The following is a 26,095-nucleotide window of genomic DNA, read 5'->3' as shown; positions in this document are numbered from 1 at the left end:
CTATTATTTTGCTTGTTCGGCAATCACTTGTGCCACACGTGCATCCGCATCAATGATCGCGGCATCACGCGCGGCGTTCGCCATCGTAAGGAGGCGCGCTCGGTCTAAGCCGTCAATTGTCTCAGCCAGCGTGGCGGCTGTCAGTGATGGCTGTTCAATCATCAGTGCCGCATCACGTTCAACCAAGTAATCACCGTTTAGTGCTTGCTGACGGTCGGCATGCATAAAGGGCACAAATATCGCCCCCACACCGGCTGCCGCGAGTTCCGAGACCGTCAAAGCGCCACTGCGACAAATCACCACATCGGCCCAAGCATAAGCACTAGCAACATCATCAATAAACTCGGTCACGGTCGCATCGGTAACGCCCTCGGCGTGATACGCCGCTTCTGTGCTTTGCGCGTTTCCTTTCCCGGCTTGGTGTCGCACCATGACCGGCTGCGCCGTTTTTGCCACCGCAACAGGCACGGTTTGGTTTAAGATGCGCGCACCTTGGCTGCCGCCCATCACCAGAATACGCAATGGTCCGTTGCGGTCACGAAAGCGTGCTGTCGGTGAGGGCAAGGTGCACACATCACGGCGCACCGGATTGCCGACCACAGGCTTACCCTCAAACGCTCCCGGAAAGGCTTGCAGTACTTGCTTAGCCACTTTCGCCAACCATTGGTTGGTTAACCCAGCCACCGCATTCTGTTCATGAAGCACCACAGGTACACCACTGAGCCAAGCAGCGATGCCGCCGGGGCCACTCACATATCCGCCCATGCCCAACACCGCATCGGGTTGGTAGCGCTTAATGATTTGGCGTGCTTGCCAAATGGCGCTGAGGATCATCCACGGCGCACGCAGCTTGCGGATCAGGCCCGAACCGATCAAGCCTTTGACACGAATAAACTCAATATCAATGCCGTGTTTGGGAACCAGATCCGCTTCCATGCGATCCGCAGTACCCAACCAACGGATCTGCCAGCCTTGTTGCTCTAAATATTTGGCGACCGCGAGGCCGGGAAACACATGTCCACCGGTTCCCCCCGCCATTACCAATAAACGTTTACTGCTCATCGTGTTGAATTTTATCCTGATAATGCTTGATTTGATGGGCTTGGGCCGTGGCTAAACGGTACTCATGGTCGATGCGTAAAAGCAGGGCGACCGCCATTGCCATGATCAAAAGGCTGGAACCGCCATAACTGATCAGAGGCAGCGTCAGCCCCTTGGTCGGTAGCATGCCCGCGGCAGCGCCCACATTCACCATGGTTTGAAACGCAAACCAAATCCCGATACCAAAGGCGAGAAAGCCACCAAACAATTGTTCTTGTTCAAGGCAACGTCTGCCAATAAATAAGGCTTTAAAGACCAAGCAGAAAATTAAAACCAAAATGACACTAACGCCCACCAGCCCTAGCTCTTCGGCAATCACGGCGAAAACAAAGTCGGTATGCGCTTCTGGCAAGTACTCCAATTTTTGAATCGAGTTGCCCAAGCCTTGCCCAAACCAATCACCGCGTCCAAACGCCATTAACGATTGGGTGAGCTGATAGCCACTGCCAAACGGGTCTTGCCAAGGGTCAAGGAAAGCGGTAACACGCCGCACCCGATAAGGCTCTGCAATGATCAAGCCTCCCACCAGCGTAAGCCCTGCCACCAGCAGCGCGATAAATTGCCACAATTTGGCGCCAGCAATAAACAACATACCCACCGTGGTCACAAACATCACCACCACTGAGCCTAAATCGGGCTGGGCAAGGAGTAAGCTTGCAAATAACAACAGCACCGCAAGCGGCTTCGCAAAGCCACGAAAGTGCTCGCGCACCTCACCATGACGACGGACGAGGTATCCTGCCAAAAAAACGAATAGAGATAACTTGGCAATCTCCGCAGGCTGAACATTGATCCCAGCAATGGAGATCCAGCGCGCTGCGCCGTTGACCGAGCGCCCGATGGCTAACACGGCCAACAGCAACACCGATGACAGCAATAGCATCCAACCACTGTATTTTTGCCAAAGCCGCACGGGAATATACATCACCACCACAGCCGCTATCACGGCTACCGTGAGATAAATCGCGTGCCGTTTCGCAAATAAAAATGGGGCATCGGCCAAGCGAAGGGCGACCGGGATAGACGCCGACGTCACCATCACCAGACCAATCACCATCAATAACAGTGATACCCAAACAAGTTGACGATCATAGAGCACACCCGGCGATGGGGTGCGCAGCCAAGACCAACACTGTTTGGGCCAAGTGCGTATCATCGGGCATCACTCACGGTTAGTTGTTTGACAGCATCGGCAAAGGCATCGCCACGTGCCATAAAGTTGGCGAACTGATCGAGGCTCGAACAGGCTGGTGACAATAGCACCATATCACCCGGTGCAACGTGTTGGGCAATGACATCAATCGCCTGCTCCAAGGTCTCAAAACGATGCGACGAACGGCTCAATGCAGCCAGTTTGTCACCATCTTGCCCAAAGCAATATAGCTGGGCAGATAGCTTATCCAACACAGGTTGAAGCGCATGAAAATCCGCACCTTTACCATCACCACCGAGTAGCAGATGAAGCTGCCCTTGCAGCGTTAAGCCATCCAAAGCGGCTAACGTGCTGGCCACATTGGTCGCTTTGGAATCATTGACCCAAGTTACGCCGTTGATCGTTGCCACCGTCTGGCAACGATGAGGCAAGCCAGTATAGGTTTGCATCGCCTGAACTTGTCCATCGCGATCGATACCGACACTGTCTGCCAATGCCATTGCCGCTAAGCAATTGGCGACATTATGACGCCCAACGAGCGCCAGTTCGGCAACGGGCAGGACAGGAACACCTTCCACACTGAGCCACTCTTGGCCTTGATGGCTGATAAGGCGATAGTCGCCTTGCTGAAAGCCAAATAAAACGAGAGGTTGCTCACTGTGTGTTGCTTTATCATCAGCGTTGGCAATCCGGGTGAGTGCGTGAGCGAAAATACGTAACTTGGCCGCGCGATAATCAGCCAAGCTGTCGTAACGATCCATGTGATCTTCAGAAAAGTTTAAAAACGCGGCGCCATTCAACGCCAATGACGCCGTGGTTTCCAGTTGAAAGCTCGACAGCTCCAGCACATATAAGTCATGCCCTTGGTCGAGTAAATCAAGCGCCGCGACACCGATATTGCCACCCACACCCACACGGATACCCGCCGCTTTCGCCATCTCGCCCACTAAGGCGGTGACGGTGCTTTTTCCGTTCGAGCCGGTGATGGCGACCACCGGCTTATCGCAATACCACGCAAAGAGCTCAATATCGCCAACGATGGGGATGCCCGCTTGATGAACAGGGCCAAGCGCGGGCGTCGTCAGCGCAATGCCGGGGTTAGTCACCACCAGATCGGCGTCGGCTAACCACTGTTCCTGCCAGCTGCCGGTATGTAATGTCACCTGAGCCGGCAGTTGATCACACCCGGGAGGTTGAAGACGCGAATCCATCACGCGAATCGTCGCTTGAGGATGGTGGCGGGCAATAAAGCGCACCACGGATAATCCAGTCACCCCCAAGCCCATCACCACGATATGATCAAACTCGGTTAACGAACGCTGGCTCACGGTTGACATGATTAACGTACCTTCAGCGTTGCCAGTGCAATCAGCACCAGCATCAAAGAAATAATCCAAAAGCGGACAATGACTCGCGGCTCCGGCCACCCTTTTAATTCATAGTGATGATGAATCGGTGCCATACGGAAAATGCGCTGCCCACGCAATTTATAAGAGCCGACTTGCAAGATCACCGACACGGTTTCCATCACAAACACGCCGCCCATGATGATCAACAGCAATTCTTGGCGCACCAAGACAGCAATGGTGCCTAGCGCGCCACCGAGGGCCAACGAGCCGACATCGCCCATGAATACTTGGGCTGGATAGGTGTTAAACCACAAAAAGCCTAAGCCAGCGCCGACAATAGCCGCACACACCACCACCAGCTCACTGCTGTATTTGATGTAAGGGATATGCAGATAGCTGGCAAAGTTCACATTCCCCGTTGCCCACGCAATAAACGCAAAGCCTCCCGCGACCATCACCGTCGGCAAAATCGCAAGACCATCCAACCCATCGGTTAGGTTCACCGCATTACTGGTACCAACAATCACAAAATAGGTAAAGACGATATAAAACAGCCCCAGTTGAGGCATCACATCTTTGAAAAAGGGAACAACCAGTTGGGTCGCGGCGGTGTCACTACCGTGCGCATACAGCGCAAACGCCACACCTAGCGCAATGGCGGATTGCCAAAAATACTTCCAACGTGCAATTAAGCCATCGGTGTTTTTGCGCACCACTTTGCGATAATCATCGACAAAGCCGACCGTACCGTACCCTAGCAACACTACCATCACCGCCCACACATAGGGGTTCGATAAATCTGCCCATAAAAAGACGGTCAGGGTAATGGCGGCTAGGATAAGCACCCCGCCCATCGTAGGTGTACCACGCTTGCTAAAGTGCGATTCGGGCCCTTCTTCTCGTACCACTTGGCCAATCTGCATCGATTGCAGATATTTGATCAATCTAGGCCCCATCCATAACGAGAACACCAGCGCAGTTAACGCACTCACAATGGCGCGAAAGGTCAAATATTCAAACAGTCGCATCGACGGGAAAAAGCCCTGCAATGCCTCAGCTAACCATACCAGCATCAGCAGGCCTCCTTAATGGCGGCAACAACCGCCTCCATCGCCATACCTCGGGCGCCTTTGACCAAAATGGTGTCGGGATTATGTGTTTTCATCATGGTTACTACATGCGCGATCAGCGCGTCTTTTGAGTCAAAATGACGGCCGTGACAGCATTCACTGATCACACGGCTATCGGTTCCTGTGGTAAACACCTGCGTCAGCCCCGCCTTAGCGGCGTGCTCACCCACATCTCGGTGCATTTGTTCGCTGTACTGCCCTAGCTCGGCCATATCGCCTAAAATCAACCAACGCTCGCCAGAATAACTGGCAAGCACGTCGATGGCGGATTTCATCGCCGGAACGCTGGCATTGTAGGTATCGTCAATCAAGCGCAGTCCGGCACGCGGCTCACTCACTTCGGTGCGACCTGCGGCATTTTTCATCGCCGCAAGTCCTTGAGTAACGTCCTCTAAGGTCACGCCCGGTAACTGCATCGCGGCACACCCGGCCATCAATGCATTGGTAATATTGTGTTTGCCGGGCAGCGGTAACGTCACCGTAGATTGCTGCTCGCCGTCACTGAACACTAAGCGGTAGCAGCCCGCCTCGACCAGCTCGCTCTCCACCAGTTGCAAAGGCGCAGCCGCTTGCTCAGTCACCTGAATCACGTTTTTGTCTGCCAACACGGCTTGCCATTTCTCACCGCCATGGCTTTGCGCGTTAACCAGCGCAATGCCGCCTTGAGGCAGGCCTTGATAGATTTCACCTTTGGCGGTCGCGACCCCCTCTAGCGAGCCAAACCCTTCAAGGTGGGCAGCTGCAAGGTTGGTCACCATGGCAATATCCGGTTTGACAAGCGATGTGGTGTATGCAATTTCACCGATATGGTTCGCCCCCAGCTCAATCACCGCATAGTCATGATCGGGCGTGAGACGAAACAAGGTGAGCGGCACCCCGATATCGTTATTAAAATTGCCTGCGGTGGCCAAGGTCTTCCCTTTGCGCGACAAAATGGACGCGAGCATTTCTTTGACCGTGGTTTTGCCACAGCTGCCCGTAATCGCGATAGTAGGAACCTGACACTGCGCTTTAACCCACGCGCCCAGCTGGCCCAGTGCGATACGGGTATCGTTGACCACCAATTGCGGCAAGTCGATATCCAGCGGTGTCGATACCACCAGAGCTACAGCGCCCGCCTGCTTGGCTTGTTCTGCAAAGTCGTGCCCATCAAACCGTTCGCCTTTCAACGCCACAAATAGCGCGCCTTCAGACACCTGTCGGGTATCTGTAGTGATCGCGGCAACATCCAGCGTCGGCGGGGTGTCCACACCGTGCCATTGCGCGGCCAAAACATCAGCAAAAGTTGTGAGTGCGGTGGTAATCATGGTAACTCCTTCAGTAACGCAGCCACGGTTTCACGGTCGGAATAATGCACTTTGCCGTCGGCAAGGACTTGGTAGTCTTCATGGCCTTTGCCCGCGACCAGCACGATATCGTCAGCCTTGGCCGCCTGCATCACCCGTGACAACGCACGCGCGCGATCGTGCTCCACCCACGCGTTATCGGGGGCCTGCATCCCAGCAAGCATGTCATCGGTAATCGCATTGGGCGCTTCACTGCGCGGGTTATCGTTAGTCAATACCGCCTGATCGGCATATTGCTCTGCGATGCGAGCCATCACCGGACGCTTGCGAGTATCGCGATCGCCGCCGCAGCCAAATACACACCACAACTTACCCCGACAGTGGCGGCGCAGTGCGATCAGTGCCTTCTCCAGCGCATCGGGCGTGTGAGCATAGTCAACCACCATGGTCGGTTTGTCAGGAGCAAGAAAAACCTCCATCCGGCCAATGACGGCGTTCAATTGATCGCTAGTGGCTAACAAGGCATCCAGTGAATAGCCTAAGCCTAATAGGGTCGCCAAGCTGACCAAGAGATTGCTGACGTTAAAATCCCCCACCAAGGCAGCATTCAACTCCCCTTGCCCCCAACTGGTTTCGACCATCACACGCACGCCGTCGGTGGCAAAATCAATCTGGGTGGCACGCACATAAGGGCCGACGTGGTGTTGCAAAGAATCTGCGTGCAGCGCGACCGCAATCGCCTCGGGCCACTCGCGTAGCCATTGGCGTCCCACCTTATCATCGGCATTAATCACTTTGAGCGGATTACCCAATGAGAAAAGCTGCTTTTTCGCCTCAGCGTATGCCGCTAAGGTGCCGTGATAATCAAGGTGGTCGTGGCTGAGATTGGTAAATACCGCCGCATCAAAGGCCAAGCTCGCCACGCGGCCTTGCACCAATCCATGCGAGGACACTTCCATCGCTACATGCTTGGCGCCTTGGTCGGCAAAGGTCGCTAACTGCGCTTGAATACTAATGGCATCGCCAGTGGTATTTTCCGCGGCCTGCAGTCGGCCGATAAAGCCATTGCCTGTGGTGCCCATCACCGCGGTGGGCGCATTTAGCGCATCAAGCCATTGTGCAATTAGCTGCGACACCGTGGTCTTACCGTTGGTGCCGGTCACGCCAATCAAGCCGATTCGCTGCTGCGGGTCGTGATAGAAACGAGCCGCCAACGCTGACAGCATGGTGGGGAGGTCCGGTAAAGAGATAACCGGCACCTCGTGGTGCCAATCAAGACGTGCCATTGCATCATCGGCTTGCTGAACAATCGCCACCGCACCAGCCTCGATGGCCGCAGGAATAAACCGCCGGCCATCCACTTGATGGCCGGCAATGGCAACAAACACATCTCCTGACGTCACTTGGCGACTGTCCAACGTGAGTCGGTTTACTGTGATACTCGGTGCATCAGCTAGCCAAGGGCTTAGCCACTGCTTTAAATCATTCATTCGCATCCACTTGGTTAGAACGCTGAGCTACTTGAAGCCCCGGGCCGGTCTGAGCATCCGGAGCAATATTTAAAATCTGAAGCGCACTTTTCATCACGCTCGAAAATACTGGGGCTGCCACTTGGCCGCCATAATACTTGTCACCTTGGGGTTCGTTGATCACCACCACCATCGCGAGTCGTGGGTTACTGATCGGCGCCAGCCCCGCGGTGTAGCCAATGTATTCGTCACCGTATCCTCCCGCGACCGCGACTTTTGCCGTCCCGGTTTTAGCACCAACACGATAACCATCCACCGCCGCACGACGTGCACTGCCACCTTCTTGAGTGACACCTTCTAGCATCTGCAGCACTTTATAGACATTGTCGCGGGTAGCGACTTGTTTGCCTTCTGTCACCCCTTCATGCTTGATGATGCTCAACGGACGATTCACACCCAGTGAGCCCAAGGTGGCATAAGCACGGGCAAGCTGTGCAGGCGTGACCGACAAACCATAACCAAACGCTAAGGTCGCACGTTCAAAATCGGACCACCGGCGACGGGTCGGGAAAATACCTACCGACTCCCCAACCAGCTCAACGCCAGTGCTCGCCCCCAAACCAAAACTGCCATACTCACCAAGTAAGGTTTCGACCGGCATTGCCAATGACAGCTTACTGACACCTATGTTGCTGGATTTTTTGAGAATGCGCGCCAGATTGGCTTTGCCGACTTTCGATACATCACGCACGCGGCTGCCGCCGATTTGCATGATGCCGTTTCCGGTATCAATCACGGTATTCATGTCGGCGACCCCATTTTCCAACGCCGTCAGCACCACAAAAGGCTTCATGGTGGAGCCGGGCTCAAACACATCGGTGATCGCACGGTTGCGCATATTAAAGCTTTTCAGATCACCACGGTTATTGGGGTTATAGGAAGGCGCATTGACCATGGCGAGTACTTCACCGGTTTTGACATCCACCATCACCAGTGAACCAGACGTAGCGCGGTAATCTGCGACCGCTTGCTTAATCGCGCGATAAGCAATGGCTTGCAGGCGCTGATCAATACTCAATGCGATGGGTTGGCCTTCTTTTTTATCTTCGGTGGCAATGTGCTCTACCACGCGACCAAAGCGGTCTTTGCGTACGGTACGTTTGCCATGTTCACCGGTAAGCCACTCATCGTAACGGCGTTCAATCCCTTCCAAACCGTGACCGTCGATACCAGTCACACCCACCAAGTGAGCACTCACTTCGGCACTAGGGTAAAAACGACGAGACTCTTCTTTTAAGCCCACCCCGGGCAGGTCGAGCTTGTTGACATAAGACGCCATGGCCGGGCGGACTTGGCGTTGCAGGTAGATAAAACGGCGGTTGCGGTTTGCTTCAATTTTGTCGATCAGAGCTTGGCGATCCAGTCCCAACACATCCGCAAGTGCGTACCAACGATCTTTTTTCGCTAATCCCTGATGCTTAAATACCGTGACAGGATCCGCCCAGACTGCTTGGACAGGCACACTGACCGCCAAAGGCTCACCATTGCGGTCGGATATCATCCCACGGGCGGAATGTACTTCTTCCACCCTGACCGAACGTAAGTCCCCTTCGTAGCGTAAACGGTCGGGCTCAATTACTTGAATAAAAGCCGCCCGAGCCACCAGTGCGGCGAACGCAAGACCAATAAACACACAAATAAGGCCAAAGCGCCACTTGATAAAAACAGGTGGCGCTTTTGGCGTGCGTCGATTTGCTGGCTTCTGGGTACGCTTTTTCACGGGTTCGTACTCAAGGGTCGTTTAACGATCACTTCATTTTTTTGCGTGGGCCGAATCATACCAAACGCGTTTCGCGCCACAGATTCGACATGGCTATGTTCCGACAGGGAGTTTTCCTCCAACAGTTGGTTTCGCCATTCCACTTCTAAGGTTTCACGCTGGTCGAGCAACGCATCTTGTTTAGCAATCAAGTTGCGGGTGGATTGTGTCATCAATACCACCGCAATTGCCGACACCAGCACAGCGCCGAGCAGCAACAAAGGCACCTTGCCTACTGCCAGTAGGTCGTGGCGAATTTGTTTAGCGAGGCTCGGGCGTCTTTCCATGATTTATCCAAGCTTTTCTGCTACACGCAGCACCGAACTGCGTGCACGGGCATTGTGTTCAATTTCTTGTGACGATGGTTTGATCGCTTTACCGATGGGTTTCATCGCCGCCGAACCAAGTTCAGCAATCTGCGCCTCAGTCAGAGGCACCCCTTTCGGCACCTCCGGCCCTTTGCTTTGTTTGCGAATAAAGCGTTTCACCATGCGATCTTCGAGTGAGTGGAAACTGATCACCGATAAGCGTCCTTGAGGCGCTAACACCGCCAATGCGCCTTGCAGAGCCAGTTCTATCTCATCGAGCTCACTGTTGATATAAATGCGGATCGCCTGAAAGCTGCGAGTCGCGGGGTGCTTTTTCTTCTCTTTAAACGGCACCGTATTATCGATCAACTTGGCCAGTTGACTGGTGGTTTCAAGCGGCGGGGTCTCTTCATCTTCACGGTATTTGACGATCGCATGGGCAATCCGCTTGGCAAAGCGTTCTTCACCAAAGACTTTTAGCACCCAAGCAATGTCATCGGCGCTTGCAGTTTCCAACCACTGCGCAGCAGACTGGCCAGCAGTCGGGTCCATACGCATATCGAGCGGCCCATCGCGCAAAAAGCTAAAGCCACGGGTCGGATCATCCAACTGTGGCGACGACACGCCCAAATCGAGCAACACACCATCGACTTTTCCTGCCAATCCTAAATCGGTGAGGTAGGTTTCAATGCCCGAAAATGGCCCATGAATAATTTGAAAACGCGGATCCTTGATGGTGCCCGCTTCTTCGATGGCACGAGGATCGCGATCAATCGCATACAAGCGCCCGTTCTCGCCCAACTGAGACAAAATATGTCGCGAGTGGCCGCCACGGCCAAAGGTGCCGTCGACATAAATGCCGTCAGGTTTAATGGCAAGGCCGTCCACAGACTCATTTAAAAGGACGGATACATGGGTATATTGTTCTGACATAAATTCGCTTCATTAATTACAGTGACAGATCTGCTAATCGTTCACTGATGAGGTGGTTTGACTCCGCCTGTGTATCCATATCCTGACGAATTTGCTGCTGCCAGGTTTGCTCATCCCAAATTTCAAATTTGTTGAGCTGGCCGACCAACATCGCTTTGCCATCCAGTCCGGCATATTGGCGCAACGTGGACCCAAGCAGCAGTCGCCCTTGTCCGTCCATTTCGCAATCAAATGCGTGCCCAAGCAACAAACGCTGGAGACGCCGCTCTGCAGGCTGAAAGCTGGATAATTTTGAGAGCTTGTCTTCAATCACTTCCCATTCAGGGACCGGATATAAGGCCAAGCAAGGGAGTTGGTGATCAATGGTGCACACAAAGCGGCCTTCGCAATGCGCGACTAACGCATCACGATAACGGGTCGGCAAGGCAAGCCGTCCTTTTTTATCGACCGAAATGGCGCTGACGCCTCGTAACATGGCGTTATTTTCCCTTTTTCACCAAAATTATCCACTTTACACCACATTTTCCCACCCAGAAGTGTACGTAGCAGGTAAAAAGAAAGTCAAGCGAGTCACGAAAGTGATTACGATCACACATTATGAAATAAAAGAGGCAATTCAGCTGGTTAGTCTGTGTTCACCTATCGACTATTGATAGCAATATAACTAAATCATCTGACCAATCGCTGAAAACAAGAAGGCGAGCCCAAAAAGGCTCGCCTATAAATGCGGTTGAGTTGGCCTGTAAGCCGGGTTCTGTACCGTAAAAACGGCGGTAACCATTCGTCTAGGCCTGCAATCGCTCACAGGCTCCAGCAACCTACCCGTCCCCAAACGCGGGCCGCGCCAATAGGGACCTATTTGGTCTTGCTCCGGGTGGAGTTTACCGTGCCACGAACTGTTGCCAGACGCGCGGTGCGCTCTTACCGCACCCTTTCACCCTTACCTGTGCTCCGAAGAGCCATCGGCGGTCTACTCTCTGCTGCACTGGTCGTAGGCTCACGCCCCCCAGGCGTTACCTGGCACCCTGCCCTGAGGAGCCCGGACTTTCCTCCCCTTTATCAGTCTCCCAAAGGACATCAATAAAGCAGCGGTTACCCGGCCAACTCGAGCGGGGGAGTATATAGAAGATTGTTAGCGCAAGCCAGCCAAAATCACGCCCAGTTACAGATTCTCCAAGCCCCACTTATAGAGTGCGTTCTTTTTAACCGAATACAGTTCCGCGACTAACGCCGCCGCTTTTTTAAGAGGTAGCTCAGCGGCAAGTAACCCTAATGCGCGACAGGCGGACTGTGGCAACGCATTTTTATCCGCACGGTGGCCAGCCACTAGCAACACCATCTCGCCTTTTAAGCGGTTGGGGTCTTCATTCAACCATTCAATTAATGTCCCCAAGGGCGCGCCGTGAATGGTTTCAAAGGTTTTGGTGAGCTCGCGCGCCAGTACCACGCGACGTTCTGGCCCAAGCACTGCCAGCATATCGGCCAAACTATCGCGGATACGGTGCGGCGACTCATAAAAAATCAAGGTGCGCGGGTCATCGGCTAAATCACGGAACGTGTCTTGACGGGCTTTCGTTTTCGGCGGCAGGAACCCTTCAAAACTAAAGCGGTCTGAAGGCAAGCCTGATGCACTCAATGCAGTCACCACCGCACACGCGCCCGGCAGCGGCACCACTCGGATCCCCGCGTCGCGGCATTGCGTCACAAGGTGATAGCCTGGGTCACTGATCAGCGGCGTGCCCGCATCGGAGACCAGAGCTATCGACTGACCTTGCTGTAAGCGATTAATCAGCGCAGCCGCTTTTTGCTGCTCATTATGTTCGTGCAGGGCAAACGTTTTGGTGCTAATCGAGAAATGCGACAATAATCGAGCCGTGTGCCGCGTATCTTCGGCGGCAATCAGGTCAACATTGGCTAACACCTCTAACGCACGTTGCGTGATGTCAGCCAAATTGCCGATTGGCGTCGGTACAATATATAGCGTGGGAAGTGCCCGCTCGGATAGATTTGCATCAGTCATTTGTTTAACAACCCTTCGGCGATTAAGATAGGGGCAACGTTGTCACGGTTGAAACATGTTCATGCTTAAACTTACCCAGAAGCGTCAAAGTGTAACACGACTTGTCACGCCTGTAGCCTTGGCGTTGGCACTGGCGGCCTGTAGCGCGCCAACCACAGGACCCACAGCTCGCCATGCGATCAGTCAACCGGCGAAGGAGAACTCAACCTTCTACCTGCTGCAAGCGGAAACCAGTGAAGGCAACCAGCAAAATGACTGGTTTTTACTGGCAATCAAGGCGCTCATTAACGAGCAACAGTTCAACCAAGCAGACGTTTTACTCCAACGCTTGGAACGACGTCCTCTTACCACCGATCAACAGATCGAGTGGACGCTGACACGGGCACGCTTTCTAGCGGAAACCGGCAAGCTCCCTCAAGCTGACGAAGCACTCACCCTCAACCCAAGTTGGCAGTTGAGTGCCGAGCAGCGCGCGCGTTTTTATCGTCAAAAAGCCACCATTGCGCGTCAGCAAAGCAATGCCTTCGCCGCGGTGACCAACCAACGCTTGGCCGCTGGCTATTTGGAAGGCAACGAGGCTCGCCAAGCGTGGAATACTTTGTGGCAAGATTTGCAGCAATTAAACCAGCGCGAAGTGAAACGGATTGAAAGCGGCGATGATGACATTCTCGCCGGTTGGGTTCGCTTGCTAGACATTGCACGGCGCTACAGCCGCGATCCAGCTCAAATGCAAACCGCGCTAAATGATTACTTGAGCCAGCACCCCGCGCATCCGGCCAATCGGTACTTGCCTGACAACTTGGCAGATATTCAGTCGCTTACCATCACCCAACCAACACGTGTCGGTGTGATGCTGCCACTGAGTGACAAGTTTGCCGAACAAGGGGATGCCATTCGCGACGGCTTTGTTGAAGCCATGCTCGATGACAAGAGTGAGCAAAAGCCGACGGTGTTTTTCTACGACACCAATGCGCTCGATATGCAGGCCCTTGAACAGCGCGTGCAAGACGATCGTCTCGACTTTGTGGTTGGCCCGCTCCAAAAACACATGGTCGCCGCAGTCAGTGAGGCAATCGCCGGTCAAGTGCCTTTGTTGGCATTGAACCAGCCCAACGATGATAGTTTCACTCCCGGTGTGTGTTATTTCACCCTTTCTCCCGAGCAAGAAGCAGCACAAGCCGCCGATCACCTTTATAACCAAGGCTATCAATTCCCGATGGTGCTGTATCCTGACTCCACCTTTGGGCGTCGAATGAGCGAAGCGTTTTCCACCCGCTGGCAGGCTTTGACGGACACCCAACCGGAGCAAGCCGCCTTTGGTGATCGCAGTGGCATGCAAGCCCGCATTCAATCCATTTTCGGATTAGACGGGAGTCAGCGCCGTATTCAGCAAATGAAACAGCTGACCGATCTGCCTTTGTTATCGCAGCCAAGAAGTCGTCGCGATATCGATGCGGTTTACATGGTAGCCGGTGCCGCCGATCTGACCTTGTTGAAACCTTTCATCGAAGTGGCGATTAATCCTGATGTGGTTCCGCCTAAACTGTATGCCAGCTCACGCAGCAACAACCGCGCCGATGGCATGGGACAACTGGGCGAGTTACAAGGCATTGAGTTTAGCGATGTCCCTCTTCTGATCAGCCCAGACAGCGAAGCACACCAGCAACATGCGCGTCGCCACCCAGCACAAAGTAATAATACCGCGCGCTTACATGCGCTGGGGGTCGATGCTTACGCCCTGCTAACCGGCCTGCCCCAAATGCAAGCGCTGCCCGGTTATCAGGTTAATGGTCAAACCGGACAACTGTCGCTCGGTGACAACTGCGTCATTAACCGTAAAATGCAGTGGGCACGCTTTGGCAAAACCGACATCGAGCCGGTTGCCCCGACAGATAACGGAGCAAGCCAGTAATGCAAGGTCAGCCAACTAAGGAGACGGGACAAGCTTACGAGCAACATGCTTGCCAATACCTGCTCCAACAGGGGCTGACCTTACTGGATAAAAACGCCCATAGCCGCCGCGGCGAGCTGGATTTAATCATGCAAGAGGGCAAGTGCCTAGTCTTCGTCGAAGTCCGATTCCGACGGGGGAAAGGTTTTGGCGGCGCTGCCGCAAGCATCACCGCCACCAAACGCCGCCGCTTGTACCTTGCTGCCGAACGTTGGATGCAACGTCACGGCTTTCACAGTCACCACACCGAGTTTCGCTTTGACGCTGTGACCTTTGATGGCCACGTTGAAGCAATCAACTGGATAAAAAACATCGTTGAAGGGTAAGTAATGCTAGAAAGCATCAAAGAAAGCTTTACCGAGAGTATTCAAACACAAATCGCGGCCGCAGAAGCGATCCCAGAGCATCTGTCACAAGCGGCACAAGTGATGGTGCAAAGCCTGCTGAATGGCAATAAAATTCTTTGCTGTGGCAATGGCGGCTCTGCAGCTAATGCGCAACATTTCGCCTCCTGTTTGCTAAACCGCTTCGAAACCGAGCGTCCTAGCTTGCCGGCGTTAGCGCTGACCGCAGACACCACCACGTTAACGGCGGTGGCGAACGATTACAGCCACGATGAAGTGTTTTCCAAGCAAGTACGCGCGCTCGGCCAAGCCGGGGATGTGCTCCTCGCCATCTCAACGAGCGGAAACAGCAAAGACATCATTAAATCAATGGAAGCCGCGGTGACGCGCGATATGACCATCATTGCCATGACAGGCAAAGACGGCGGCGAAATGGCAGGCTTGCTTGGCCAACGAGATGTCGAAATTCGTATTCCCTCACAGCGTACAGCGCGTATTCAAGAAGGTCACCTACTTGCCGTGCACTGCCTGTGTGACTTAATTGATCAGGTGCTTTTCCCTTCTCACGGAGAATAAACATGCGTGTGTTATTGACCGTTTTACTCGCCTTTACCTTACAGGCTTGTTCCGCCGTTTACTCTTCTGACCCGCGCACCACTGGCGAAGAATGGCAAGATACACAAATCGGTCTCAATACCGCTGGCATTGTCAATAAACCACCGTTTAGAAATAAGATCCGCGCGAAAGCCGCGGCTTTTCAAGGTCAGGTTCTCTTGGTGGGGCAAAGTGCCGATCCGGCATTGACCGAGGAGTTTGTTGCCCGCATTCGTGCGCTCGACAATGTGGATGTGGTCTACAACCAAATTCGCCAAGCGCCGATGCTGGGCTTGGCTGATATTAGTACCGACAGCTGGCTCACGACCCGCGTTAAAGCTGCGCTTGTTGCCGATGACACCCTGCGCAGCGTGAACATCAAAGTGGTGACCGAGGCACGAGAAGTCTTTCTTCTCGGTGCCGTGACCCAAGCACAAGCGGATAAAGCCGCCGATATCGCCCGCAATATTCGCGGCGTCAATCAGGTGATTAAAGCGTTTCAGTACACGGACCAGCGCTAGCACGCATCCGCGCTCTTATCCAAGTAAAAGGCCAAAGAAACCATACCTTGGCCTTTTTTGTCTTCGTCATGTATCGATGCGGTGGCTACAATTTGCGTCTCAGGAGTAGCAAGGTGACGGCCAAGAAAATCAAACTCGGCGTCACAGCCCCTAACGCTGGCGGCAGCTTATACACCAAACTCATCGGCCCAAACACTTCGTTAGCAATATAAAAACCGAACCCGAAAATCACCCCAGACAGTACCCGAGCGCCCATGGTGACACTACGAAGCGGACCAAACACGAAGCTCAGTGCCAACAGCATCATCACCGCTATCGACAGTGGCTGCACCGCTTTTCGCCACAACGCGAGCTCATAGCGCGACGCATCCTGCTGCGAGGCTTTCAGATAGGTGACATAGCTATACAAGCCAGATAGCGGCAGCTCTTCCGGTTTTACCGTCACCACCGCCAATTTATCGGGGGTGAGCGTGGTTTTCCACACCAGTTGGTCTTGCTTCACATTGGTAAAGGCGGTGTGATTTTGCATGCGCGTAATGGTGACATCTTTGAGCATCCAACTGTCTTTATCGAGGTAGTCGGCACGTTCGGCAAACACCACATTGGTCATCACTTGGTTGTCATCAAACTTCCAGATGCTTACGCCATTGAGGTTGTCTTGCTCGTCGGCCCGAGCAATATAAATAAAATCATTACCATCTTTGGCCCATACCCCGCGTCGTACCGACATGACATTCCCGCCGGATTTAGCAATCGAACGCAGCTCACGGGCGGCTTTTTGCGCATCAGGCGCGCCCCATTCACCGAGCACCATGACAATCAGCATCAAGGGGATCGCGGTTTTCAGCACCGACATACCGATTTGCAGTTTCGACACGCCTGCCGCCTGCATTACCACCAGCTCGGAGCTGGATGCTAGCATCCCAAGTCCAATCAGAGCGCCGAGCAATACTGCCATGGGGAAAAACATTTCAATGTCACGCGGCATGCTCAGCAGCACGTAGAAAATTGCTTTGCCCATGGTGTAAGCGCCATCCCCGACCGAACGCAGCTGTTCGACGAACTTGATGATGGCGGATAACCCAACCAGTGTGGCCAAACACAGGGATGAGGTGCCGATCAGGGTGCGGCCGATATACCAATCTAGGATGCGAAACATCAGGCGGCTCCTTTCAAACTGGCTTTGAGTTTACGCATAGGTAATGAGTCCCAACTGGCTAAAATAACCGCGAGTAACAAGGCCGCGACGTTAACACTCCACAAACCAATTTGTGCGGGTAAATCACCATCTTCGACCGCGGATTTTGCTGCGCTGATAGACAAGAAATAGGCCAGATAAATCAATATCGCCGGGAAGAGCTTGGCAAAGCGTCCTTGGCGAGGGTTCACCGATGACAGCGGGACCACAATCATGGTCATCAGCGGGATACACAGGACCAGCGAGATCCGCCACTGCAGCTCGGCACGCGCTTTTAAGCTGCTTTCCCCAAATAGCTGCAAAGTCGGCACCGCGTCCCAATCTCGGCTTTTTTCACGCACTTCACGCTGGCCAATCAATACCTGATAGTTTTTATAGGTGGTCACCCCATATTCAAGGCGACTAGGGATCCCTTCGGTGCGGGTGCCATCGACTAAATCGAGCACCTGACGCCCATCTGGCAACTCCGAGATATAGCCTTTATCCGACACCACCACGTTGGGCAGCAGCGACTCGCGGGGCACAGGTTGGGCGACAAAAATACGGTTCAAGGTCTTGCCGTCATTTTCGATGTTGTCGACAAAAATCACTGCTTGTCCAGACGGTGCACTCTGGAACTGGCCTTGTACTAAGAGCTCCAGTCCCGACTCTGCCTCCAGTTGCTCCATCACCTTCAGCTCTTGGTTATTGGCCCAAGGTGTTAGCCATAGCGCATTAAAGGCGGCCACGGAACCTGTGATCAGTGCCAAATACAATGCAGCGCGGATCAAAAATTCGTTACCAATTCCGGTGGCATTCATCACCGTGATTTCACTTTCCGCGTACAAGCGACCAAAGGTGATCAATATCCCAATGTACAAACTTAGCGGCAACATCAACATGGCCATGGATGGCATGTAGAGTCCCACCAAGGTGATAATTTGATCACTTGGAATCGACCCTTCTGTCGCATTGGCAAGAACACGGATAAACTTTTGGCTAAAAAAGACCAGAAATAACACAAATAAAACTGCAACTTGTGTCTTAACCGTCTCCCGGATCAAATATCGAACAATTATCAAAGCGAAGGCACCTATGGAAAACTTGTTTTTTTACTCGAATAACTATAGTTTCTGGTTTAATTAGTTGTTTTCTAATCTTTCGGCCATTTGTTGACCGCCGGCTGATCCGGGCGCAATAGAGCGTTCAACAACATAGAGGCGGCATTATCCAACATTTGGTCTCAATTGTCTTTAGGATCTAGGAGTACAAATGGAGTTCAGTGTAAAGAGCGGTAGCCCCGAAAAGCAACGCAGTGCCTGTATTGTCGTGGGCGTATTTGAACCTCGCCGCCTGTCACCCGTCGCCGAGCAACTCGACAAAATCAGTGACGGCTATATCAGTGCCCTACTGCGCCGCGGTGACTTGGAAGGCAAGCCAGGCCAAGTGCTCCTGCTACACCATGTCCCGAACGTCCTGTCTGAGCGTGTCCTGCTGGTCGGCTGCGGTAAAGAGCGCGAACTTGGCGAGCGCCAATACAAAGAGATTATCAAAAAAACCATCAACACCCTTAATGAAACCGGGTCGATGGAAGCGGTGTGCTTCTTAACCGAGCTGCACGTGAAAGGCCGCGACACCTACTGGAAAGTCCGTCAAGCCGTTGAAAGCACCAAAGACACCCTCTACACCTTCAACCAATTCAAGAGCGTGAAGCCAGAAATCCGTCGCCCGCTACGCAAGTTGGTGTTCAATGTGCCAACCCGTCGTGAATTGAATTTGGGTGAACGTGCGATTGCGCATGGCTTAGCCGTTTCTTCAGGTGTCAACGCGTGTAAAGATTTGGGCAATATGCCACCCAACGTGGCAAACCCGGCTTACCTCGCCTCGCAAGCCCGTCGTTTAGCCGACGACTTTGATACCGTCACCACGCGCATCATCGGCGAGCAAGAAATGGAAAAGCTCGGCATGCATACCTACCTTGCCGTTGGCCGAGGCTCGAAAAACGAGTCGATGATGTCAATCATGGAATACAAAGGCCATCCCGACCCAGATGCCAAACCGATTGTGTTGGTCGGTAAAGGACTGACCTTCGATTCAGGCGGCATTTCCATTAAGCCCGGTGCGGGCATGGACGAAATGAAGTACGACATGGGCGGTGCCGCGTCTGTCTTTGGGGTGATGCGTGCCCTTGCCGAGCTCAACTTACCGCTTAACGTCGTCGGTGTGCTCGCCGGCTGTGAAAACATGCCAGATGGCCAAGCCTATCGTCCCGGCGATATTCTCACCACTATGTCAGGCCAAACGGTGGAAGTGCTCAACACCGATGCCGAAGGCCGTTTAGTCTTGTGTGACGCCCTGACTTATGTTGAACGCTATGAGCCAGACTGTGTGATTGATGTGGCCACCTTAACCGGCGCCTGCATCATGGCTCTTAGCCATCACATCAGTGCTTTGATTGCCAACCAGAACCCGCTGGCGCATGAAATCATCAATGCTTCTGAGCAAGCAGGTGATCGCGCTTGGCGTCTGCCGATGACTGACGAGTTCCAAGAGCAGCTCGACAGCCCCTTTGCCGATATGGCCAACATTGGTGGCAAAGGTGGTGGCACCATCACTGCGGGCTGTTTCTTGTCGCGCTTTGCCAAGAAATACAACTGGGCACACCTAGATATTGCCGGTACCGCATGGAAAAGCGGCGGCAAGGAAAAAGGCTCAACCGGCCGCCCGGTGCCTTTGCTGGTGCAGTTCTTATTGAATCGCTCTGGCCTCGAAGTGGTCGAGTAATTGCCAAGGAGGCCAAACGGCCTCCTTTTTTTGTCTGAACTTTAATCGACACTGGTGTCAGCGCGCACAATCCGCTATGTTGGTTGTCCCGCGCTTGACCGGACACCACACTTTTGGGACGGAGGCCGTTTCTCAACTTTAGGAGCGTATATGTCCACCGCCACCTTTTATTTGTTGGCGCCACCCGACGGCGCGTCATCTGACGATGGATTGACGCCCAAACAACAAGCGCGCGAACAACAAACGTTAATAGACACCGCGATTCATTTGGCCTTCTATTACTATCAACAGGGACAACGTATTTATCTCGCCGCCCGCGACCAGCAACAGGCCCATCAACTGGATGATGCCTTATGGCAGCGCGACGCCGATACGTTTGTTCCCCATAATTTGGTAGGAGAAGGACCACGAGGTGGTGCACCCGTAGAAATCGGTTGGCCCGGTGTACGTCACTCCGGGCACCGCAGCGTGCTAATCAATTTGGCGACAGAGGCATCAAATTTTGCGCCTTCGTTTGCACAAGTGGTAGACTTCGTCCCTTGCGATGAGACGCTCAAACAGCACGCGCGTCACCGATATAAAGCATACCGACTGGCAGGCCTGCAACTTCAAACCCTTGCCATCGACCAATCGCCCAAACCTTGACGATCTTTCAAGAGCGCTATGGAAAAGACATATAACCCACAATCAATTGAAAAAGCGCTGTACCAGCGCTGGGAAGAGGCGGGCTATTTCCGACCTCATGGTGATACCAGCAAAGATGCCTATAGCATCATGATCCCGCCGCCAAACGTCACTGGCAGCTTGCATATGGGTCACGCGTTCCAAGATACCATTATGGATACCTTGATCCGTGCCGAGCGTATGAAAGGCAAAAACACCTTGTGGCAAGTGGGTACCGACCATGCCGGTATCGCAACACAAATGGTGGTGGAACGTAAGATCGCGGCCGAAGAAGGCAAGACCAAGCACGACTACGGACGTGACGCGTTTGTCGACAAGATCTGGCAATGGAAAGGCGAATCAGGCGGCACGATCACGCAACAGTTGCGTCGTCTCGGTGCCTCTGTCGATTGGGATCGCGAGCGCTTCACCATGGATGAAGGCTTTTCCAATGCCGTTAAAGAAGTCTTTGTTCGCCTTTACCAAGAAGATCTTATCTATCGTGGTAAGCGTTTGGTGAACTGGGATCCGAAATTGCACACCGCGATTTCCGATCTCGAAGTGGAAAACAAAGACAAGAAAGGCCACATGTGGCATTTCCGTTATCCACTTGCCGATGGCGCGACAACAGCCGAAGGCAAAGACTACATTGTGGTTGCCACCACCCGTCCGGAGACTATGCTGGGCGATACCGGTGTTGCGGTTAACCCAGAAGACCCGCGCTACAAAGACCTGATTGGTCAGCACGTGTTACTGCCAGTGGTGAATCGTCGTATCCCTATCGTGGGCGATGAGCACGCTGACATGGAAAAAGGCACCGGCTGTGTAAAAATCACTCCCGCGCACGACTTCAACGACTATGAAGTGGGCCAGCGCCACCAGCTGCCAATGATCAACATTCTCACGCTGAACGCCGATATCCGCGACAGTGCTGAAGTGTTTGATCACAAAGGTCAGCCAAGCAATGCTTACCCAACCGATATTCCAGCCAACTACCAAGGTTTGGAGCGTTTTGCCGCGCGTAAAGCGATCGTGGCCGAATTTGACGCACTGGGTTTATTGGAAGAAATCAAAGATCACGATCTCACTGTCCCATACGGCGATCGTGGCGGCGTCGTCATTGAGCCAATGCTTACCGACCAGTGGTACGTACGTACTGCACCACTGGCAGAGCCTGCCGTAAAAGCGGTAGAAGATGGCGACATTCAATTCGTACCTAAGCAATACGAGAATATGTACTTTGCGTGGATGCGTGACGTACAAGACTGGTGTATTTCTCGTCAGCTTTGGTGGGGTCACCGCATTCCTGCCTGGTACGACGACCAAGGCAATGTCTATGTTGGCCGTGACGAAGACGAAGTCCGTCGTGAAAACCAACTGGCAGACGACGTAACGCTGCGCCAAGACGATGACGTACTAGATACTTGGTTCTCATCGGCACTTTGGACGTTCGGTACCCTAGGCTGGCCAGAGAACACCGATGCGCTGAAAACCTTCCACCCGACCGACGTGTTGGTATCAGGCTTTGACATCATCTTCTTCTGGGTGGCGCGCATGATCATGATGACCATGCACTTCATCAAAGATGAAAATGGTAAGCCACAAGTGCCCTTTAAGACGGTCTATATGACCGGCCTTATCCGCGACGAAAGCGGCGCCAAGATGTCAAAATCTAAGGGTAACGTCCTTGACCCTCTCGACATGATTGACGGCATTGGCATCGATGAGTTGGTAGCGAAGCGCACCGGCAACATGATGCAACCAAAGCTGGCTGAAAAAATTGAGAAAGCGACCCGTAAAACGTTTGAAAACGGCATCGAAGCCCACGGCACCGATGCACTGCGTTTTACCCTCGCAGCGCTGGCCTCTACCGGTCGTGACATCAACTGGGACATGAAGCGCCTTGAAGGTTACCGCAACTTCTGTAACAAACTTTGGAACGCCAGCCGCTATGTGCTGATGAATACCGAAGATCAAGATTGCGGCATGAACGGCGGCGAGATGCAATTCTCACTGGCTGATCAGTGGATTGAATCTCAGTTCCAGCAAGCGGCGAAAGACTTCAATACTCACCTCGACAACTATCGTCTCGATATGGCTGCCGGTGTGTTGTATGAGTTTATTTGGCACCAATTCTGTGACTGGTACTTGGAACTTACCAAGCCTGTCCTGTGGAAAGGCGACGAAGCACAACAACGTGCCACCCGCTATACCCTGATCACGGTATTGGAAAAAACCTTGCGTCTGGCGCATCCGGTGATCCCTTACATCACCGAAGCGATTTGGCAAAGTGTCAAACCGCTGGTTGACGGTGTGGAAGGCGATACCATTATGCAGCAGCCACTGCCGCAATTTGATGCTAGCCGCGTGAACACCCAAGCGTCAGAAGACATTGAGTGGGTGAAGCAGTTTATCGTTAGCATCCGTAACCTACGTGCTGAGTACGATATTGCGCCAAGCCAGCCGCTTGAGGTGATGCTGAAAGCCGCTGATGAACGCGATGCCGCTCGTGCGAACACCAACAGCGCGACCTTACACGCTCTTGCCAAACTAGGCAGCTTCAAGGTACTGGATGGTAGTGAATCTCTCCCAGCCTGTGCTTCTGCCTTGGTTGGTGGCTCAGAAATCTTGATCCCGATGGCGGGTCTGATTGACAAAGATGCCGAACTGGCGCGCTTGGATAAAGAAATCGCCAAAGTAGAAGGCGAGATCAAACGCATCGAAGGGAAGCTCGGCAACGAAAGTTTTGTCTCCAAAGCTCCTGAAGCAGTGGTCGCCAAAGAGCGCGAAAAACTCGACAACTATCGTGTCAGCCTCACCAAACTGGGTGAGCAAAAAACCACGATTGCAGCGCTTTAAATCGAGCGTTGACGTCGGACGTTTTAAATCGATAGACCTTCGTGATAAACCACGCCATCTGGCGTGGTTTTTTTATTCTCTCCCATCCGTCACTCAGCACGCCGCAGCAAAAATCCACCACACTTGATAGCTCCGCCCTATCTAAAAGATAGTGAGAACCGTTTTTATTTATCGACATAAACACGACATACTGTCAGTGTTGATAAAACGCGTGTTGCCGCGAAGGAGCTACACCATGAAAAAGACATTAAGCTTTGCCGCTATCCACTTTTCTATCGCCTTTACCGTGGCCTATGTGCTGACGGGCGACATCATCATAGGTAGCTTGATTGCGATGACAGAGCCCACCGTCAATACCGGCGCGTTTTATCTTCATGAAAAACTCTGGCAACTGAGCCGCCGCGCACGTCCCGTGGTGAAAACCGCCAGCTTTGCGGTGGTGCACTTTAACGTTGCCTTCTTAGTGGGCTATGTGATCAGTGGCGATTGGTTAGTCGGTGGCGCACTGGCACTGGTTGAGCCAAGCATCAACACCCTTGCCTACTTCTTCCACGAAAAGGTATGGCAGCGTCGCCATTCGGTAAACTCCGCACCGCTTCATGTGGGGCATCATCATTAAATAAAAAGCCACGATATATCGTGGCTTTTAAAACAGGATGGATGGCCGACTTATTCGTTGTCGTCGCCGTCTTCGTCTTCACCCGACTCAAAGTACGTGCCCCAGCCGTCGTAATCGATATCGTGTTTTTCAGCAAGCGTCATTAGCTTTTCTACTTGCTCATCAATACGCTCGGCATTAAGTGCCGTTTCCATCACCGCATCAAAGCAGACGATGGTCCCGCCTTCTTCCAGCTCTAGCTCTTCGGCTTCCGCCACTTCAAAGCCCAGTTTAAATGCCTCAACAGCGGCATCTTCTAACTCAGCAAACGTGGCCGCCGATAGGTGATGCTCAATAGTGTAAAGCGCATCCGGATCGCTTCCATCCGCCAGAAGCTCCTCAATAATCATGCGAGTATCTTCTTGTTGCTCTTGAATCATTTCTGCCAGTGACATGCCGCGACTCCAAATAGTGAATGTGGGGCGCAATATGGCACGGTTTAGCAAAAAATGCCACGTTGATAAAAAGGCAAACTGACCAGAAAGTCGCCAAGTTGATGAATTTTCTGTGACCTTGCTAGTCCGCTGGGATTGTTAGTGAATTGTAACATTGACCTGCTTTCAGAAGGTTGTCATTATTCGACCATCCAAGGAGGACATGAGACACGCCCGTCCCTCGAGCAAGACCTGCACTCCCCGCACCACTGGTGACACACAATGACGTGTGTAAGGCGATGTAGTCTGTCTCATTGCCTGGCCCGTAGAAAGGAAAAAGAGGACCTACCATGAGTGAGTTTTACGTTGGATCAGAAGTTGGGCAACTGAAGCGGGTATTGCTTCACCGCCCTGAACGAGCGTTAAACCACCTGACGCCATCGAACTGCCATGAGCTGTTATTTGATGATGTTCTGGCGGTGGAACGAGCCGGAGAAGAGCATGATATGTTCGCCCGCACCTTAACCAACGAAGGGGTGCAGGTTTATTTGCTTCATGATTTGCTGGTTGAAACCCTCGCCGTGCCAGAAGCAAAACAATGGCTACTCGACACCCAACTCAACCAATATCGCCTCGGCTATCAGTTTGCTAACGACGTGCGCGCCTACATGGCCGATATCGATCACAATGCACTCGCCGACATTTTACTCGGCGGATTAAGCTACATTGACTTGCCCGTGCAATCATCCTCAATGATGCAAGCGATGCACGACAAAACCGATTTCGTGATTGAGCCGCTACCGAACCACTTATTTACCCGAGATACATCCTGCTGGGTATATGGCGGTGTCTCACTCAACCCAATGGCAAAATCCGCACGCCAACGTGAAACCAATCACCTGCGCGCCATCTATCGCTGGCATCCCGAATTTGCAGAAAGCCAGTTTATTAATTACCTCGGTGATGAAGTGCGTGATTACGACAACGCCATGATTGAAGGCGGCGATGTGTTAGTGATTGGCCGCGGCGCTGTCTTAATTGGTATGTCGGAACGCACCACGCCTCAAGGGGTTGAACAATTGGCGCGAAGCCTGCTGTTTAGTGGTCAAGCCAAAGAAGTGATTGCGGTACAACTGCCGAAAAGCCGCTCGTGTATGCACCTTGATACCGTAATGACCCATATGGATGTGCATACCTTCTCGGTCTACCCCACCGTGATGCGTCCTGATTTGCCATGCTGGCGCTTAACCCGCAAAGGGGAAGACAGCCTGAACGTGGAAGCGCAATCTTGCTACCTCACCGCGATTGAAAAAGCGCTGGATGTCGGCCCACTCAATATCATTACCACCGGTGGTGATAGCTACGCGGCCGAGCGTGAGCAATGGAACGACGCCAACAACGTGCTAACCGTACGCCCTGGCGTTGTTATTGGCTACGAAGGCAATACCTACACCAATGAAAAATATGATAAAGCGGGTATCAAGGTGTTATCTGTGCCCGGAGATCAGCTCGGACGAGGCCGAGGCGGCGCGCGCTGCATGAGCTGCCCGCTGGAACGCGACGGTATCTAACTGCCTGTTAGCCGCTGCCTTGCCAGCGGCT

23 protein-coding genes and 1 other RNA gene are annotated in these 26,095 nt (G+C 53.1%); 9 read left to right on the top strand and 15 right to left on the bottom strand.

Going from position 1 to position 26,095, the window contains the following annotated elements; translation table 11 throughout:
- Positions 1-3 precede the first annotated feature (3 nt).
- From murG to rsmI, 12 genes are all read right to left on the bottom strand, one after another.
- Positions 4-1,062, bottom strand: a complete 1,059-nt coding sequence (gene murG / locus BZG84_RS03615; RefSeq protein WP_069586599.1) for an undecaprenyldiphospho-muramoylpentapeptide beta-N-acetylglucosaminyltransferase — start codon at positions 1,060-1,062, stop codon at positions 4-6.
- The gene (gene ftsW / locus BZG84_RS03610) at positions 1,052-2,257 is read right to left on the bottom strand and encodes a cell division protein FtsW (RefSeq protein WP_077639583.1); all 1,206 of its coding nucleotides are present in this window, start codon (positions 2,255-2,257) and stop codon (positions 1,052-1,054) included. Before ftsW ends, murG begins: the two co-directional genes overlap by 11 nt.
- Positions 2,254-3,591: a UDP-N-acetylmuramoyl-L-alanine--D-glutamate ligase gene (murD, locus tag BZG84_RS03605; protein ID WP_077480318.1), complete on the bottom strand. Its 1,338-nt coding sequence runs from the start codon at positions 3,589-3,591 to the stop codon at positions 2,254-2,256. The genes ftsW and murD overlap by 4 nt, the downstream gene beginning before the upstream one ends.
- A 2-nt stretch (positions 3,592-3,593) precedes the next feature.
- Positions 3,594-4,676, bottom strand: coding sequence for a phospho-N-acetylmuramoyl-pentapeptide-transferase (gene mraY, locus BZG84_RS03600; protein ID WP_069586596.1), 1,083 nt, complete (start codon positions 4,674-4,676; stop codon positions 3,594-3,596).
- Positions 4,676-6,040 carry a UDP-N-acetylmuramoyl-tripeptide--D-alanyl-D-alanine ligase gene (locus tag BZG84_RS03595; RefSeq protein WP_077480319.1) on the bottom strand — a complete coding sequence of 455 codons (1,365 nt, stop codon included), beginning with the start codon at positions 6,038-6,040 and terminating at the stop codon, positions 4,676-4,678. The genes mraY and BZG84_RS03595 overlap by 1 nt, the downstream gene beginning before the upstream one ends.
- Entirely contained in the window at positions 6,037-7,515 is a 1,479-nt protein-coding gene (gene murE, locus BZG84_RS03590; protein ID WP_077480320.1) for a UDP-N-acetylmuramoyl-L-alanyl-D-glutamate--2,6-diaminopimelate ligase, read from the bottom strand. Before murE ends, BZG84_RS03595 begins: the two co-directional genes overlap by 4 nt.
- Positions 7,502-9,268 (bottom strand): penicillin-binding transpeptidase domain-containing protein, encoded by a 1,767-nt coding sequence (locus BZG84_RS03585; RefSeq protein ID WP_069586593.1) that lies wholly within the window; start codon positions 9,266-9,268, stop codon positions 7,502-7,504. Before BZG84_RS03585 ends, murE begins: the two co-directional genes overlap by 14 nt.
- The gene (gene ftsL / locus BZG84_RS03580; RefSeq protein ID WP_069586592.1) at positions 9,265-9,594 is read right to left on the bottom strand and encodes a cell division protein FtsL; all 330 of its coding nucleotides are present in this window, start codon (positions 9,592-9,594) and stop codon (positions 9,265-9,267) included. Before ftsL ends, BZG84_RS03585 begins: the two co-directional genes overlap by 4 nt.
- Positions 9,595-9,597: 3 nt before the next feature.
- Positions 9,598-10,548 (bottom strand): 16S rRNA (cytosine(1402)-N(4))-methyltransferase RsmH, encoded by a 951-nt coding sequence (gene rsmH / locus BZG84_RS03575; protein ID WP_077480321.1) that lies wholly within the window; start codon positions 10,546-10,548, stop codon positions 9,598-9,600.
- A 16-nt stretch (positions 10,549-10,564) separates the two neighbouring features.
- Entirely contained in the window at positions 10,565-11,023 is a 459-nt protein-coding gene (mraZ, locus tag BZG84_RS03570; protein WP_069586590.1) for a division/cell wall cluster transcriptional repressor MraZ, read from the bottom strand.
- A 252-nt stretch (positions 11,024-11,275) separates the two neighbouring features.
- An RNA gene (gene rnpB / locus BZG84_RS03565) (RNase P RNA component class A) lies at positions 11,276-11,656 on the bottom strand.
- A gap of 54 nt (positions 11,657-11,710) precedes the next feature.
- On the bottom strand, positions 11,711-12,568 hold the full coding sequence (gene rsmI, locus BZG84_RS03560; RefSeq protein WP_069586588.1) for a 16S rRNA (cytidine(1402)-2'-O)-methyltransferase: 858 nt from the start codon (positions 12,566-12,568) through the stop codon (positions 11,711-11,713).
- 55 nt (positions 12,569-12,623) lie between these two features.
- On the opposite strand from rsmI, the gene BZG84_RS03555 reads away from it, so the two are divergent.
- From BZG84_RS03555 to BZG84_RS03540, 4 genes are read left to right on the top strand one after another with little or no spacing between them, the layout of a single operon-like run.
- On the top strand, positions 12,624-14,480 hold the full coding sequence (locus BZG84_RS03555) for a penicillin-binding protein activator (RefSeq protein ID WP_077480322.1): 1,857 nt from the start codon (positions 12,624-12,626) through the stop codon (positions 14,478-14,480).
- Complete coding sequence (locus tag BZG84_RS03550; RefSeq protein WP_069586586.1) at positions 14,480-14,845, top strand: YraN family protein; 366 nt, start codon at positions 14,480-14,482, stop codon at positions 14,843-14,845. The genes BZG84_RS03555 and BZG84_RS03550 overlap by 1 nt, the downstream gene beginning before the upstream one ends.
- 3 nt (positions 14,846-14,848) lie before the next feature.
- A complete protein-coding gene (locus tag BZG84_RS03545; RefSeq protein WP_069586585.1) occupies positions 14,849-15,439 on the top strand; it encodes a phosphoheptose isomerase in 591 nt (196 codons plus the stop codon).
- 2 nt (positions 15,440-15,441) lie between these two features.
- A complete protein-coding gene (locus BZG84_RS03540; protein WP_069586584.1) occupies positions 15,442-15,978 on the top strand; it encodes a BON domain-containing protein in 537 nt (178 codons plus the stop codon).
- 85 nt (positions 15,979-16,063) lie between these two features.
- Here the strand turns inward: BZG84_RS03540 and lptG are convergent, their stop codons facing one another.
- Complete coding sequence (gene lptG, locus BZG84_RS03535; RefSeq protein ID WP_069586583.1) at positions 16,064-17,137, bottom strand: LPS export ABC transporter permease LptG; 1,074 nt, start codon at positions 17,135-17,137, stop codon at positions 16,064-16,066.
- Positions 17,137-18,237 (bottom strand): LPS export ABC transporter permease LptF, encoded by a 1,101-nt coding sequence (lptF, locus tag BZG84_RS03530; protein WP_077480323.1) that lies wholly within the window; start codon positions 18,235-18,237, stop codon positions 17,137-17,139. Before lptF ends, lptG begins: the two co-directional genes overlap by 1 nt.
- 190 nt (positions 18,238-18,427) lie before the next feature.
- Here lptF and pepA point away from each other — a divergent pair, with 190 nt between their 5' ends.
- From pepA to BZG84_RS03510, 4 genes are all read left to right on the top strand, one after another.
- Positions 18,428-19,939 carry a leucyl aminopeptidase gene (gene pepA, locus BZG84_RS03525; RefSeq protein WP_077480324.1) on the top strand — a complete coding sequence of 504 codons (1,512 nt, stop codon included), beginning with the start codon at positions 18,428-18,430 and terminating at the stop codon, positions 19,937-19,939.
- A gap of 150 nt (positions 19,940-20,089) precedes the next feature.
- On the top strand, positions 20,090-20,584 hold the full coding sequence (locus tag BZG84_RS03520) for a DNA polymerase III subunit chi (protein WP_077480325.1): 495 nt from the start codon (positions 20,090-20,092) through the stop codon (positions 20,582-20,584).
- Between the two features lie 18 nt (positions 20,585-20,602).
- Positions 20,603-23,461, top strand: coding sequence for a valine--tRNA ligase (locus tag BZG84_RS03515; protein WP_077480326.1), 2,859 nt, complete (start codon positions 20,603-20,605; stop codon positions 23,459-23,461).
- 235 nt (positions 23,462-23,696) lie between these two features.
- A complete protein-coding gene (locus BZG84_RS03510; RefSeq protein WP_077480327.1) occupies positions 23,697-24,080 on the top strand; it encodes a DUF2061 domain-containing protein in 384 nt (127 codons plus the stop codon).
- A 50-nt stretch (positions 24,081-24,130) separates the two neighbouring features.
- On the opposite strand, the gene rraB is transcribed toward BZG84_RS03510, so the two are convergent.
- Positions 24,131-24,514, bottom strand: a complete 384-nt coding sequence (gene rraB / locus BZG84_RS03505; RefSeq protein WP_077455376.1) for a ribonuclease E inhibitor RraB — start codon at positions 24,512-24,514, stop codon at positions 24,131-24,133.
- A gap of 329 nt (positions 24,515-24,843) precedes the next feature.
- Here rraB and arcA point away from each other — a divergent pair, with 329 nt between their 5' ends.
- On the top strand, positions 24,844-26,064 hold the full coding sequence (gene arcA / locus BZG84_RS03500) for an arginine deiminase (RefSeq protein WP_069587982.1): 1,221 nt from the start codon (positions 24,844-24,846) through the stop codon (positions 26,062-26,064).
- Positions 26,065-26,095 lie beyond the last annotated feature (31 nt).

Origin of the sequence: Salinivibrio sp. PR932, assembly GCF_001996125.1 — a bacterium.
Lineage (GTDB): Bacteria > Pseudomonadota > Gammaproteobacteria > Enterobacterales > Vibrionaceae > Salinivibrio > Salinivibrio proteolyticus.
This window is presented reverse-complemented; position numbering and strand designations above follow the sequence as displayed.

Bases quoted from the DNA above. Each gene is read 5' to 3' on its own strand.
- murG (WP_069586599.1), bottom strand. From the start codon at position 1,062: ATGAGCAGTAAACGTTTATTGGTAATGGCGGGGGGAACCGGTGGACAT.
- ftsW (WP_077639583.1), bottom strand. From the start codon at position 2,257: ATGATACGCACTTGGCCCAAACAGTGTTGGTCTTGGCTGCGCACCCCA.
- murD (WP_077480318.1), bottom strand. From the start codon at position 3,591: ATGTCAACCGTGAGCCAGCGTTCGTTAACCGAGTTTGATCATATCGTG.
- mraY (WP_069586596.1), bottom strand. From the start codon at position 4,676: ATGCTGGTATGGTTAGCTGAGGCATTGCAGGGCTTTTTCCCGTCGATG.
- BZG84_RS03595 (WP_077480319.1), bottom strand. From the start codon at position 6,040: ATGATTACCACCGCACTCACAACTTTTGCTGATGTTTTGGCCGCGCAA.
- murE (WP_077480320.1), bottom strand. From the start codon at position 7,515: ATGCGAATGAATGATTTAAAGCAGTGGCTAAGCCCTTGGCTAGCTGAT.
- ftsL (WP_069586592.1), bottom strand. From the start codon at position 9,594: ATGGAAAGACGCCCGAGCCTCGCTAAACAAATTCGCCACGACCTACTG.
- rsmH (WP_077480321.1), bottom strand. From the start codon at position 10,548: ATGTCAGAACAATATACCCATGTATCCGTCCTTTTAAATGAGTCTGTG.
- mraZ (WP_069586590.1), bottom strand. From the start codon at position 11,023: ATGTTACGAGGCGTCAGCGCCATTTCGGTCGATAAAAAAGGACGGCTT.
- rsmI (WP_069586588.1), bottom strand. From the start codon at position 12,568: ATGACTGATGCAAATCTATCCGAGCGGGCACTTCCCACGCTATATATT.
- BZG84_RS03555 (WP_077480322.1), top strand. From the start codon at position 12,624: ATGTTCATGCTTAAACTTACCCAGAAGCGTCAAAGTGTAACACGACTT.
- BZG84_RS03550 (WP_069586586.1), top strand. From the start codon at position 14,480: ATGCAAGGTCAGCCAACTAAGGAGACGGGACAAGCTTACGAGCAACAT.
- BZG84_RS03545 (WP_069586585.1), top strand. From the start codon at position 14,849: ATGCTAGAAAGCATCAAAGAAAGCTTTACCGAGAGTATTCAAACACAA.
- BZG84_RS03540 (WP_069586584.1), top strand. From the start codon at position 15,442: ATGCGTGTGTTATTGACCGTTTTACTCGCCTTTACCTTACAGGCTTGT.
- lptG (WP_069586583.1), bottom strand. From the start codon at position 17,137: ATGTTTCGCATCCTAGATTGGTATATCGGCCGCACCCTGATCGGCACC.
- pepA (WP_077480324.1), top strand. From the start codon at position 18,428: ATGGAGTTCAGTGTAAAGAGCGGTAGCCCCGAAAAGCAACGCAGTGCC.
- BZG84_RS03520 (WP_077480325.1), top strand. From the start codon at position 20,090: ATGTCCACCGCCACCTTTTATTTGTTGGCGCCACCCGACGGCGCGTCA.
- BZG84_RS03515 (WP_077480326.1), top strand. From the start codon at position 20,603: ATGGAAAAGACATATAACCCACAATCAATTGAAAAAGCGCTGTACCAG.
- BZG84_RS03510 (WP_077480327.1), top strand. From the start codon at position 23,697: ATGAAAAAGACATTAAGCTTTGCCGCTATCCACTTTTCTATCGCCTTT.
- rraB (WP_077455376.1), bottom strand. From the start codon at position 24,514: ATGTCACTGGCAGAAATGATTCAAGAGCAACAAGAAGATACTCGCATG.
- arcA (WP_069587982.1), top strand. From the start codon at position 24,844: ATGAGTGAGTTTTACGTTGGATCAGAAGTTGGGCAACTGAAGCGGGTA.